The sequence below is a fragment of the Maritimimonas sp. 2405UD52-3 genome, assembly GCF_056591715.1.
Window position 1 is genome coordinate 738,083 of sequence record NZ_JBWQOL010000002.1, and the last position, 13,770, is coordinate 751,852.

At 34.8% G+C, this 13,770-nt stretch carries 8 protein-coding genes; 1 reads left to right on the forward strand and 7 read right to left on the reverse strand.

Annotation, left to right across the window (positions count from 1 at the left end; genetic code table 11):
* Positions 1-18: 18 nt before the first annotated feature.
* From AC1EU5_RS07590 to AC1EU5_RS07610, 5 genes are all read right to left on the reverse strand, one after another.
* Positions 19-870, reverse strand: a complete 852-nt coding sequence (locus AC1EU5_RS07590; protein ID WP_480191769.1) for a glycoside hydrolase family 16 protein — start codon at positions 868-870, stop codon at positions 19-21.
* 30 nt (positions 871-900) lie between these two features.
* Positions 901-2,340, reverse strand: a complete 1,440-nt coding sequence (locus tag AC1EU5_RS07595) for a glycosyl hydrolase family 16 (RefSeq protein WP_480191770.1) — start codon at positions 2,338-2,340, stop codon at positions 901-903.
* Between the two features lie 11 nt (positions 2,341-2,351).
* Entirely contained in the window at positions 2,352-5,555 is a 3,204-nt protein-coding gene (locus AC1EU5_RS07600) for a glycoside hydrolase family 2 TIM barrel-domain containing protein (protein WP_480191771.1), read from the reverse strand.
* A 366-nt stretch (positions 5,556-5,921) separates the two neighbouring features.
* On the reverse strand, positions 5,922-8,723 hold the full coding sequence (locus AC1EU5_RS07605; RefSeq protein WP_480191772.1) for a helix-turn-helix and ligand-binding sensor domain-containing protein: 2,802 nt from the start codon (positions 8,721-8,723) through the stop codon (positions 5,922-5,924).
* A gap of 6 nt (positions 8,724-8,729) precedes the next feature.
* Positions 8,730-9,944, reverse strand: a complete 1,215-nt coding sequence (locus AC1EU5_RS07610) for a 3-phosphoshikimate 1-carboxyvinyltransferase (protein WP_480191773.1) — start codon at positions 9,942-9,944, stop codon at positions 8,730-8,732.
* 55 nt (positions 9,945-9,999) lie between these two features.
* On the opposite strand from AC1EU5_RS07610, the gene AC1EU5_RS07615 reads away from it, so the two are divergent.
* The gene (locus AC1EU5_RS07615) at positions 10,000-13,125 is read left to right on the forward strand and encodes a VPS10 domain-containing protein (protein ID WP_480191774.1); all 3,126 of its coding nucleotides are present in this window, start codon (positions 10,000-10,002) and stop codon (positions 13,123-13,125) included.
* A 69-nt stretch (positions 13,126-13,194) separates the two neighbouring features.
* On the opposite strand, the gene AC1EU5_RS07620 is transcribed toward AC1EU5_RS07615, so the two are convergent.
* Together AC1EU5_RS07620 and AC1EU5_RS07625 are read right to left on the reverse strand one after the other, a co-directional pair.
* A complete protein-coding gene (locus AC1EU5_RS07620; protein WP_480191775.1) occupies positions 13,195-13,443 on the reverse strand; it encodes a hypothetical protein in 249 nt (82 codons plus the stop codon).
* A complete protein-coding gene (locus tag AC1EU5_RS07625) occupies positions 13,444-13,770 on the reverse strand; it encodes a nucleotide pyrophosphohydrolase (RefSeq protein ID WP_480191776.1) in 327 nt (108 codons plus the stop codon).

A 13,770-nucleotide genomic window follows, 5' to 3' on the forward strand; every position in this document is an offset into this window, starting at 1 on the left:
AAATTAGTTTATTTGTTATTATTGATAGACACGCACATAATCTACAACCATCGTTTGAGGAAAGACAGTTTCTGCATTGGGTGCTCCTGCTAAGTTGCCACCAACAGCTAGATTTAAAACAATATAAAATGATCTGTCGTTAAATACCCATTCTCCCTCACCATTAGTTTCTTCGGCTACATCTTCAGGAGTTATCTGATTATACAATTTATCATCTATATAAAAATTGATATAGTCTGGTCCCCACTCTACTCCATATACATGAAACTCGGTATCTACCCTGCTATCTTCTAGGATAAATTCTTTTGAAATGGATTCTCCACCGGAATACCCAGGCCCATGGATAGTTCCAAAAAGTTCGGTTGGCTTATCACCAGTATTTTCCATAATGTCTATCTCACCAATTTGTGGCCAGATGGCACCATCGCTATCATCACCTAATAACCAAAAAGCAGGAAACATACCTTTACCATAAGGCAATCTAATTCGGGCTTCAAAACGGCCATACTGCTGTTGGACTTTTCCTTTAGTCTGTAACCTTGCAGAAGTATACTGCGCACCATTAAATGCTTCTTCACGGACAGTGATCAATAAGAACCCGTTCTCTACAGTGACATTTTCTGACCTATCTGTATAGTATTGTAGTTCATTATTCCCCCATCCAGGAATACCTTGAGCTGTGCCATCGCCAATTTCAAGATTCCAAAAAGAGCTGTCAACTTGGCCATCAACATCAAAATTATCTTCTGCCACTAAATTATTTAAGGCGGCCACTGTTTGAGTTTCATCAGTTTCACAACCCGTTAAAAGTATGCAGGAAATGGAAAAAAAGCCAAGTATTTTATATATATGTTTATTCAAATTGTTCATCTTCTTTTTTTTAAATTTCATTTATCAAACCTATTCTTTATAGAAGTAAATATTATCTAATATGAAATCTGGGCCTCCAACCAATATGAAAGCTCCCAAATTATTCTTCTGAGCTGCAATATCACCTCCTAATGGAATTTCAAAAGAAGTCCATTGCCCAACTTGTAAACCGTCAGCAGTAAATCTAAAGTCTTTATCGTCACCATCAGGGAAGCCATTAAAAACATTCGTCTCTAACTCTCCATTTGCACCAACATCTCTTATTTGAATTTCTACACTAGTACCAGGTGCTTGCGTGAACACATCAATATGTAGATGCGTCATTTCTGATCCATCAACCGTATTATCAAACAAAATACCTGTAAAGTTATTATTGGCATAAATCTGTACATTATTTCCATTTAAACTAGCTTCAGTAGTTTGTGTTGTTGATCCTCCAAAACCAGGGTTGAAATTACTACTGGTAACCGAAGTATAAGAATCGCTATAAATAGATCTAACATCTTCTGCTGCTTGAGCAGGAGTCGGTGGTGCAGGTAATTCTCCACCTGAAGTTAATTCTAAAGAACCTTCTGCCAAAACATCATCAAGTTGAGCAGTAATAATTGTAGTTCCTTGACCAACAATTTGAATTTCCCCAAGTTCGTTAACAAAAGCAACACTAGGATCTGAAGAGGAAAAATTAAAATAACTTGGTGCAGGACCTACCGTAATATTTTCGCCAGCAGGACCATTAAAAGTTGCTCTTAAGCCATCTATTAATATTGATGACCCAATAAATGTCTGTTGTACTAAATCTTGTCCAGAAAAGATAGCTGGTCTTAATTGAGCTACCGTGCCTAAACTCTCAAATCGCATTTCGTCCATCCAAAATGTAAAACCAATTTCATTGCCATTAGGTATGTTATCGATTATATCTAAACCTCCTGCTGAGAAAACGAACATTCCTCTTTCCTGAATAAGTTTAGAAGGATCAGGTATTGGAATAATATACTTCTTCCAATCTGTAGATAATCTGATACTTGGACCTGCTACAGCAAATTTATTCTCTTCAAAGTCTGTTCCAAAACCGACTAATCCAACTGTAGCTGTGGTTGATCCTCTAGCCCAAAAGGTTAGCGCATCATATCCAGTTAAATCTCTTCCCACTCCCCTATCTAAAAATATCCCTCCAACAAAACTTCCGTTGGGATCATCTGAAGCCGGTACATCAATTCTTATAGAAGATGTACCTGAATAGGCAACATTATTATCAGTTCCGAAGGCTTCAGTATTGGCTCCTACTGCAGGATCAAATGATACAAAAAATTCATCAGTCAAACCCACTGGATTATCAATGAAAATATCAGGGGTATTTGGAAACGTTGCAAAAACAGCTTCGTCTGAAATATCTCTTTCACAGCTCACTAATACAAGTATCGCAGCAATTATACCGAGAAACTTGACTTTTATATTATTTACTATCTTCATTTGACTCGTTTTTATTTTCCTAGATTAATGTGTATATATGTTCTGATCTCCCATTCCTGACCATCGTCAAAACCTACCGGACTTACAATAGGTTCCTGACCAAAAGACCCCTCGGGAACTGCATTAGGTGCGTATCTCGGTGAAAATTCATTCAATGACCTCCAGGTACCACGAATACCAATTCTGGTATCCGGTAAAATAAACCAGTCTGGCTTACCAATAGTAGTCGAGATGTCTAAAGACATTTGTAAAGGATACGTCAGGTTAAAATCACGATGATAATCATAAGGCCCCCAGTCATCTACTCTAAACATTCCTTGAAATTGCCAATTTTTATAAATTGATTTAGCATCTATACCAAACCTTTCAATGGTGCGTTCATCACTACCATTTGCCTGCCCATTACCTCCATATAATTTAGCAATTATACTAAACTCAGGACTTATTCTTGATACAATACGTGAGTGCATCTCCCATAGATCCTTCTGTGGAGCAGAATTAGGAAAAATTAGAAAATTTCCTTCTGCATTAAAACCAATATGTGAATCTTGAGCAGTTGAAAAATGACGATATACGTAACCTAAATTAAAGGCAAACTTCGCATCTTCAGTACGATCATTGTCCCATGCATAAAACCATGAACCTGGCGTAGGATCAAAAGTCAATATGATCTCTCCTGCCGTGGTTTTACGATTTCCTCTTACAGCAAACGGATCATTAATGAAATTTCTTGGTGCTGCAGGGCCTGTAGCATCTAATGGTATTGGTTTTACTAAAGGCTCTTGCCATAAAAAGTTAGGAGCAATTTGTAAATTCCCGATAGTATAAGTAAAACCGGTCAAGAAACTATTTTGATTTCCACTTCCGTTATCTTTTAATTTCCATCCAGAAAAATTTTGTGTTTGATCTACGCCACCATTAGCAACCAACCCAGCAGTAGCACCTAAGGCATACCAGTTAAACTTACCTTTAGAATAGGTTATTTTTGCCTTGGCACCCCAGTTATCATCAGAGTTAATTTTATCTTGGTACACAATATAATTACCAGGCTCGCCCCTTACGTCCTGATAACCAATACCATTTAAAGGACTACCACCCCAAATACCTCCAACTGTCAAACCAAAATCACCAAACTCCTTTTCAACAACAACCGTAGCGCGCTCTATAGGCCATGCCGGAATCACACGGCTAAAAACTAAATTTGGGTCTAGTACCCGATTTCCGTTTATATCTAGTTCTATATCATTTTCAAAATCTCTATGATAGATACCGGTCACCTCAAAACCATGTATTTCTTTCTGGTATTTGAGTAAAGCTGTAGGATTTGCTCCCCACCATAATTGGCGACCAAATGCCGCAGCCAATCCTTTTAATTTACCTTTACCATGTATTTCGGTACCCTGTATTTCTCCTTTATAGAGGTCTAGGTTAGGCCCATAGTTGGCTTCAGGATACAATCCAAAGAAATCACCTTCATACCCCCAATGATAATGACCCGTTCTATAAAACCATTTAATATCTGCCAACTTGTTCTTCCATTCAAACTCAGCCTGGTATAATCTAATTCTATTTTGATCATTTGCTGTTATTGTTTCTCCGCTATTTGCTCCAGCGCCTTCCACAGTTACTGGCCTACCTACATCTTCATAGAAAATCTCATTAATAGGGTTCCTTGCAACGTTGCCTAAAATATTAAAGTTTACATTAGCTTTTACGCCAGGTGCTGGATTACCTTCAACACCTACATAGAAGGATTGCATATGATCAAAGCCTTGCTCAGCAGGAAAGACATTCTCATTGGGGTTTGCATTCTCTGGGGTAGTTAACAACTTCCCGCCAGTATAATAACCTGTCATTTCTGCTCTTAGTTGGCTCAAACGGATTACTGCACCACTTCCACTTTTTGCATCTAAGGCTGATTTATCACCTCTTGCCCTTAATACTGCATCCATTATATTAATGTCATCAAAATAATTATCAATATATTCTAAAGACATACCTTTGGCATATGGATTTAATTTATGGGCTTCCTTTAATGTATAATATGACGCCCGAGGATAGAGTTCATATAAACCGCGATTATCTGTTGGGCCTTTAGCACAGATACCAAACCATTCTTCGTTCATATTATTAGAACCATCCTTGGTATCATGATAGTAACCTCCATTGCTCCAAGAAGCTCCGGTTTCATGTGTATCTGCATCTTCACGCTTATCAAAACCTAACTTCCACCATCCATCACTAAACTGGAATGTAAAACCTCCAATTGAGTTACCAGCTTTACCTAAACCGGCAGCATTCTCGTAAATTTCTTCCCAATTCAATAAGTTATAATGGGCTTGCCAATACTGGTCTTCTTTATCCGCCAATGCGTTGTACGCATCTGCACCAAATTCAGTAAACATTACAGGCATGCCTAATTTATCTTTTACAACCTGAAAGAAATCACCAAAAGATTCTCCTCTATATGTATTGGCACCATATACATCAACATCTTTACATTCTTCAGCAATAATGTCAATGAACAAAACATCACCATTACATATAGCAACTGGATGATTTGCATCCATTGCTTTCATTTTTATAGCCACTTCATTCATCAACTTATACATCGGTCTTCCTCTATTCTCTCCTACGGCTCTTTTTTGTTCTTCACCTTCCGGAAAGTCTTCAGTTTCTGCACCTTGCCAAAAGAGTCCATAATTATTCTCATTACCCATCATATACATGATGATACCCGGAACATCTTTATAATCTTTTACAAGCTGAAGCATTTCAGAAACCAATAACTCTTGTGTTCTTGCATCTGAATAATCTGTAACCGGAGTCCATACACCGTCAATAGTCAGTCCGTAACGCCCAAATTGATGATTAAGCAAGGTGTAAATACCATACTCCTCATAAATGTACTGTACCCACTTTGCAGGCACACCCACGTATTGTCTTACTACGTTTACATTCATGTTTTTTAAGAGCCCCATTTCATGATCTAGACCTGCTTTAATAATATCATCCGGTTGTTCATAAAAATTCGCATTCGTAACATCTGTACCAATAGGGACATAATCCCAATTCACACCGTTCATCATGAAATCTTTACCATCAACAACTAGTTTCATTCCGTCTTCATTTTTTACAATCTTAACTTTATTTGCTTGCGCAAAAGCCATAATTGTAAATAACATGAAGAAAACTCTAAGAAGATTGTTTTTCATATTGTATTGCATTTTGAGTTCATCAGTTTAGTTTTTGCTTTGGGCGCCTAAAAGATGAATTGTTTGATCTTTAGAAAGATAGAAGAAGTCCAAACAGATTTAACTAGTAGGGGCCATTAATAATTTTGGACTACTAAAATTAGATAAAATTATTGTCAACTCTGTAATTATCACCCTTACAAAAAATATACATCGTAAAAAAAAGTGTTATTTTTTATCACATTAGGAAACGAAAACCCCTTTATTTATGAGGTTTGCTGTTTTTTTGAAAATTTTGTGAAAAAATTATAAAAAATTAATGATGTATAGGTATTGTTGAGGTATTTTAGGCTTGAAATGCAATTTTAAAGGCACTTGTTGAGTTATTTACAACCCTAAAATGTAGTTTACAAGGTTCTCTTTATGTGAAAGATTCAATTTTTTACGCAGTCTATAACGCTTAATCTCCACACTTCTATCAGATATATTGAATAAAGGAGCTATTTCTTTTGATGATAAGTTCAAGCGTAAATAAGCACACAATTTTATATCGTTGGGAGTTAAATTAGGATGTGTTCTTTTAAGATTTTCTAAGAATTTTCTATCAGCATTATTAAACGCTTCTTTAAACAATTTCCAATTATCATGATGATTTAAACTCTTATTAATTATTTCTATTACCGGCTCAACAGTATTTTTATCATTTACTTTTGTCAATTGTTTTTTAATTTTGGTTAATAAATCATTTTTTTTCACAATATTCATTGTTGAAGCTGCTAATTCTTTACTTTTATTTTGAACATCTTTTTCTAGCTGTTCATTTTTAAGTTTGATAATCTTTTTTTCATTCTGAACTTTAGTGAGTTCAAGCTCCTTTCTATTTCTTTCTAACAGTTTTTCTTGTTGTTTTTTATAATAATTCCTATATACATAATGCATAAAAACTGAAAAAGCAATGATTCCCAAGCCATAAACAATCAGCATAAGATTTGATATATACCAGGGTTTTGTAATATTAAAAGAATAAGAGGCTATATTATTAGAAACCGTATGACCTATTCTTGATCTCACATCAAATGTATAATCACCAAAAGGTAGGTTTTCAAAAAAGACATCTGACTTTTTAGACCAATCACTCCATTGATCATACATACCCGATAAACGGTATTGATAACTTGGCTTTAAAAATTTAGTATACTCAGGAGTATAATAAGAAATACTAAAATTATTTTCATGACTACTAAATTTTCCTTTCTCATTTAGATTCAACTGTTTGCTTTCTACTATTTTATTCCCTCTAGAGGTATTTAAAACATTTGCTATTTCAACGTTAAAGTTTCTAACTTGAGTTTCATCGCCATTAATGAGTATATATCCTGAATTAGACCCCAACAAATAATCATTTCGATCATATCTTATAATATTTTCATATTCATCAACATCATTACGTTCTCCTTTAGAAAGAGCTATAGTATTTATTTTTGGAATATTTGAAAGTTCTCCTGGAGTAATATAGACAAGATCAGACTTTGTGAATGCCCATAACTTATCATCCTCCTCTTGATAGATCAATCTACCTGAAATATATTCATCTTCAGAAAAAACCTTACTTAAAATACTATCCTTAAGAAACTTGTTTTGATTTTGATTATACTTCAAAATTCCTTTCTTATAAGCATAAAGTAGGTCATCCTTATATTTCACAAGACTAGAATTAGCCCCTTTTAGTACAGTATCAATTGCAACATTTTGTACTTTTGAAAAAGTACTATCTACGGTTATGTTAAAAATTCCTTTGTATTCATGATTCACAAAAATAGTATTACCTATTATCTCAAAGTAACGAGAAGAATTATCGAATCCTTCTATTTTATTCCTTAAACTCCAACCATCATACTTTTCAAGTACATATAAACCATCATAGTTACCTTGAATAAGAAGGTTGTCATTTAACTTATTTACAAGCCATGTTCCAGAAATGGGAGCAATTTTCTTAGCCCTATTATTATTTATAATGTAAGTCCCGGTATGATGTCCACAGAATAGCTCATTATCGATTACTTCTAAATTCCAAACTTGACCTTGGGTGCCTTGAATTAATTTAAAATCATCCTTATTATTAATTGGCTTATAAAAAAGCCCCTGGTTGGTACCCAAATACAAATTATTTTGATAAACCGCAGAAGTATATACACTTCCTAAAATTCCTTTTTTATCTTTAAATATTTTGAATGGAGATTCTATGTCAAAAAAGCTTATCCCATTATCAAGTCCTAACCAAATTGTTTGATCAACATCCTCAAAAACCGACAACACAGTATTGTTCAAAAGACCATTGCTTTGATTGATCTGATAACGAATATTACCCTCTTTATCAAGATAAAATAAGCCTTTTGATATTGATCCCAGTGCAAAACCACCATTCCTCAATTGAATAGCGTCATATATACTACTATTTGAAATTACTGCATTTGAATTAGAATTCCATGGTGTCAAAACCCCATTTTGAACATTAAAAAACCCTTTATTTCGTGTAAGAATAAGGATTCCTTGTTCTGTTGAAAACATATTTATTACCTCATTTTCTTTAACCATTTGATTATCTAAAAACAACTCATCATTGCCATTCTCTACTTTAAAAATACCTTGATTTAATACTTGAAAATATAGTTTTTCCCCTAGTTTATAAAGCTTGGTCAAAGTATTTGTCGTTTCAATTGTGCGTACACTTTCCGTTGAAACGTTATAAATGTAAAGGCGATTAAACGATTGAAAAATTACCCAATCATCAAAATCCACAATATTCCAAAATTCTTCGTCTTCAATATGTTCAATTCCTAAATTTTTAGACAACGAAGTATAGGTCAGAATATTTTCCTCATTTTTCTTCCAGAAACCAAACTCCATATAACACCCTGTATATATTCTATCTCCAATTACATTTACGGATCTTACTATAGTCTCATTAGGTGATGTGTATAAATACCAGTTAGCACCATTATATTCTAACAGTCCTTTATTATTGGCCACATAAATAAGATTATCTGAAGACTGAGATATTCCCCAATTTTGATTCTCAGCATGATAATCCTTAGGAGAAAAATTTTCAATAGGAGGAAGTTCTTGCGCAAATAGATTGGCGCAGCTGGCTATACTAATAAAAAATAAAAATATTTTGATTCTGATCATTTGGCTTTATCGTATGCAGGCTTCCAGATGTTCCCAAAAGCTAATATACGATTTTGTTACTACCTCTGCATCTTTAATAATAACAGGTGCTTTTAACGCTAAAGGAGCAAATGCCATAGCCATTCTATGATCATTGTAGGTCTCTACAGAAACGTTAGAATTCATTTTTGAAGATTCTTTAAGATGCAAACTATTATTGGTTACTTCTATACTTGCTCCAAACTTCTGCAATTCATTTTGCAATGCTACAAGTCGATCAGTTTCCTTAATTTTTAATGTATGCAACCCTGTTAAATCACAAGCGATACCTAATCCAAAACAGGTAACAGCAATAGTTTGGGCTATATCAGGAGCGTCTTGCAAGTTAAGCGTTACTAAAGTTGAGTTATGAGTAGTATTTTTAATTAGCGTAATTGAATTATTACTAAATTTTGTTTCAACACCGAACTCCTTATATATATTGGCTAAACTAGAGTCACCCTGCAGACTTTCTTTTTTATATGAGTACAACTTGATTTTAGTACCCACATCACTTAATGCAACCAGACTATAATAATAGGATGCCGAACTCCAATCAGATTCCACTACAATAGTCTTATCATCTATCTTTTCTTTAAGATATACTTTAATGACACTACCATTCCACTCAGTCTTAACTCCTATTTGACCCAAAAGTGATAAAGTCATTTCTAAATAAGGGCGTGATGTAATTTCACCTATTAGCTCAATTTCCAATCCGTTTATCAAGTTTGGAGCGATGAGCAGCAATGCCGAGATGTATTGACTACTCACGTTTCCCTGAATAGAAACTTTGGTCTTTGAAAGATTCTTTCCTTTTATTCTTAGTGGTGGATACCCTTTTTTTCCCTCATACTCAATATCCGCTTCTAGCATTCGCAAAGCATCTACCAGAATTTTTATTGGTCTATTTTGCATGCGTTCTGACCCAGTAAGTGTTACTTCACTGCCTTCAACAATAGAAAAATATGCCGTTAAAAAACGCATAGCCGTTCCTGCGTGACCTATATCTATTATAAAATCATCTGTGATTAAAGCGTGCTGCAAGTGCCTAGTATCATCAGAATCTGATAAATTGTCTAGTAGTAAATTCGGAAACCATCTTTGAAGGATCAATAAGCGGTTTGACTCGCTCTTTGAACCTGAAATATTTATTGTAAAATCCTGAACTTTCTTATGAGTATAGTCTAAATGTAGGTCCAAATATTAGGTAATTTTTAATTTGTAAATTTAGCTTCCTTTTCAACTAATTCAAATCATGAAAAAGCTTTCCTTATTATTCTTTGTCTTCTTTTTTATTGCTATTTATTCAAGCGAAGCCCAAAAGTACAAAAGAAAAAAACAACAAAACACGGTTCAATTTGATCAAAAGTTCTATGACGCAATGCAATGGAGAAATATAGGTCCATTCAGAGGAGGTCGTTCGGCGGCAGTTACTGGCGTATCTGGAAAAGCTAACCTTTTTTACTTTGGTGCCACCGGAGGTGGTGTTTGGCGTACAACTGATGCCGGAAATACCTGGGAAAATATCTCAGACGGTTTCTTTGGAGGATCGGTAGGATCTGTTGCTGTAAGCGAATGGGATAACAACGTTATTTATGTAGGTAATGGCGAAAAAACAGTTCGTGGCAATGTCTCAAGTGGTGATGGTATTTGGAAATCTGTAGATGCTGGCAAAACATGGAAGCACATAGGATTAAAAAATTCCAGGCATGTTCCCAGAATACGTATTCATCCTAAAAATCCTGATGTAGTATATGCAGCTGTTCTTGGTGATCTCTATAAATCTTCAGAAGAACGCGGTGTTTATAAATCTATAAATGGTGGCACAACTTGGAAGCGTGTTTTATTTGCGAATGAAGATGCTGGGGCTGTAGATTTGATCATTGACCCTAACAACCCAAGAATTTTATATGCCAGTACATGGAATGTAAGAAGAACCCCATATAGTCTGTCTAGCGGTGGTGAAGGTTCTGCCTTATGGAAAAGCACAGATGGTGGTGAAAACTGGAAAGATATTTCTAATAATGAAGGACTACCTAAAGGCATTTGGGGGATTTCAGGCGTTTCCGTTTCACCAGTAAATTCAGACATTGTATATGCCATTATTGAAAATAAAAATGGTGGCGTTTATAAATCTACCGATGCGGGAAAAACCTGGAAGCTTATTAATAAAGAGCGAAAATTACGTCAACGAGCGTGGTACTATACACGCATTTATGCCGATACACAAGATGAAAATATTGTATATGTATTAAATGTTCGTTATCACAAATCAACCGATGGAGGTAAAACATATAAAACCTATAATGCACCTCATGGTGATCATCACGATTTATGGATAGCACTAGAAAATAATCAAAGAATGATTATTGGTGATGATGGTGGTGCTCAAGTCAGTTTTGATGCCGGTAACAACTGGACAACCTATCACAACCAACCAACATCGCAGTTTTACAGAGTAACTACTGATAATCATTTCCCATATAGAATTTATGGTGCTCAGCAAGATAATTCAACTGTAAGAATAGCACATAGAACAAATGGCAGATTTATCACCGAACGCGACTGGGAGCCTACAGCGGGAGGGGAAAGTGCGCATATTGCTGTAGACCCTAATGACAGTGATATAATCTATGGTGGTAGTTACGGTGGATTTTTAACAAGGGTCAATCACAAAACGAAGGAAGTACGTGCTATCAATGTATGGCCCGATGATCCTATGGGGCATGGTGCCGAAGACTTTAAATATCGTTTTCAATGGAACTTCCCCATTTTCTTTTCACCAAACGATTCCAAAAAATTATATGCTGCCTCCAATCATTTACATGTTACTACAAATGAAGGACAGTCTTGGGAAATTATCAGTCCCGATCTAACAAGAAATGACCCTAAAACGTTAGGACCTTCTGGCGGCCCTATCACTAAAGATAATACAGGTGTAGAGTATTATGGTACCATTTTCGCCGCAGCTGAATCTCCCTATGAAAAGGATTTAATCTGGACAGGCTCTGACGATGGATTGGTTCACATTTCAAAAAACGCAGGTAAAGATTGGATAAATGTTACTCCTAAAAACATGCCTGAGTGGATGATGATTAATTGTATAGAAATCGACCCATTTAATAAAGGAGGGGCATATATAGTTGGCACCAAGTATAAAACAGGAGATTACAAGCCATATATCTATAAAACCATTGATTACGGACAAACCTGGAAGAAAATTACCAATGGCATTGCTAGCGAAGATTTTACCAGAGCGTTACGAGCTGACCCCAAACGAGAGGGACTACTTTATGCTGGAACCGAACACGGTATGTATATAAGTTTTGATGACGGAAATAGCTGGTCAAAATTTCAACTAAATCTACCAGTAGTTCCTATTACGGATTTAGCAATTAAAAATGATAATTTGATTGCTGCTACACAAGGGCGTTCATTTTGGTTAATTGATGATCTCACTCCTTTACATCAAATGAGTGATGAATTAACCAATCAGGACTTCTTTTTGTTCAAACCTATGGATAGCTATAGAATGAGCGGAGGAAAGGAGGGCACCTCAAAAACTAATGGTCAGAACCATTATGGAGGGGTTGGAGTAAATTTTTATTTAAAAGATACGGCTAAAGCAGATACCATTTCACTAGCTTTTCTTGATAAAAACAGAAACCTTATTAAAAAATACATAACCCATCCTGACAAGGATAAAAAAGAGGAAACATTAAAAGTTAAAAAAGGTAGCAATCAGTTTTACTGGAATATGTTGTACCCAGATGCAGAAAAAGTAAAAGGTATGATCTTATGGTGGGCCTCCTTAAGTGGTCCAAAAGCTTTACCAGGAAATTATTATGTTGAACTCTCAAAAAATGGCAATTCTATAATTCAAGAGTTTACCATTTTAAAAGATCCCAGAACTGAAGCTTCTGATGCAGATATGCAAGCACAATTTGAATTTATAACAGAAGTTCGTGATAAACTTTCTGAAATTCATAAGGCTTTAAAAAATGTAAAAAAGGTTAAAACTAAGATTGACGAATTAAAAAAATCACTAGATAAAGAAAAGGACAAAGAACTATTGGAATTTGCTTCTAAAATAGCAAAAGATGTCACAAAAATTGAAAACAATCTGTATCAAACAAAAAGTAAAAGTAGACAAGACCCTTTAAATTTTCCTATAAAATTAAATAACAAATTAGGGCACTTAAATTCGTTAACATCTATCGGTAATTATAAACCTACTAATCAGGCCATCGCTTTTAAAAATGAAATAACAAAAGAGATAGATATCGAGCTAACAGCTCTATATAACATTTTTAACAATGATGTGAAAGAGCTAAATAAAAGGGTGAAAGAAAGTGCTGTTGATTTGATTCAGTTAGATTAAAAAAACTATTGCTAGAAAAGTAAGTTTGTGCTATAATTTTGGAAAAGGAATGAGGAAGCGAGAAACTCTTCATTTCATATTCCTATTGGTAACCCACATTGAATAAAGAAGGCTAATAATTACCTTTGAAAACAAGAATTTCTTCCATTTTCCATCTGTAAAATTTTTTGTTTTTATAGCTTCAAGGTCAAACTTTAAAATATCAGAAAAACTATTAAACAGCAACGAAATAATGATCAGTAATACCAGAAACATAATACCTAATCTCAAAACAAGCATCCAATACGTTGGTGTTTTTATTTTCTCAAAAAAGGTCATTTATTTTAGTTTATCATTATTGTGATGACGCTCATGATCACGCTTTGCTTTCAAATCCAGTTTTTTATCAAAAGCTTCCTGTAAATTAACACCTGTTTGATTTGCTAGGCACAATACTACAAACAACACATCTGCCAATTCTTCGCCTAAATCTTTGTTTTTATCTGATTCTTTTTCACTCTGTTCACCATAACGACGTGCAATAATTCGCGCCACTTCACCCACTTCTTCGGTCAACTGAGCCATATTGGTCAATTCATTAAAATATCGAACCCCATGATTCTTGATCCATTCATCTACAGCTAACTGCGCGTCTTTAATATTCAT

Excerpts from the sequence above, each read along its gene's own strand:
- AC1EU5_RS07590 (WP_480191769.1), bottom strand. The coding sequence starts at position 870 with ATGAACAATTTGAATAAACATATATATAAAATACTTGGCTTTTTTTCC.
- AC1EU5_RS07595 (WP_480191770.1), bottom strand. The coding sequence starts at position 2,340 with ATGAAGATAGTAAATAATATAAAAGTCAAGTTTCTCGGTATAATTGCT.
- AC1EU5_RS07600 (WP_480191771.1), bottom strand. The coding sequence starts at position 5,555 with ATGAAAAACAATCTTCTTAGAGTTTTCTTCATGTTATTTACAATTATG.
- AC1EU5_RS07605 (WP_480191772.1), bottom strand. The coding sequence starts at position 8,723 with ATGATCAGAATCAAAATATTTTTATTTTTTATTAGTATAGCCAGCTGC.
- AC1EU5_RS07615 (WP_480191774.1), top strand. The coding sequence starts at position 10,000 with ATGAAAAAGCTTTCCTTATTATTCTTTGTCTTCTTTTTTATTGCTATT.
- AC1EU5_RS07620 (WP_480191775.1), bottom strand. The coding sequence starts at position 13,443 with ATGACCTTTTTTGAGAAAATAAAAACACCAACGTATTGGATGCTTGTT.
- AC1EU5_RS07625 (WP_480191776.1), bottom strand. The coding sequence starts at position 13,770 with ATGAATATTAAAGACGCGCAGTTAGCTGTAGATGAATGGATCAAGAAT.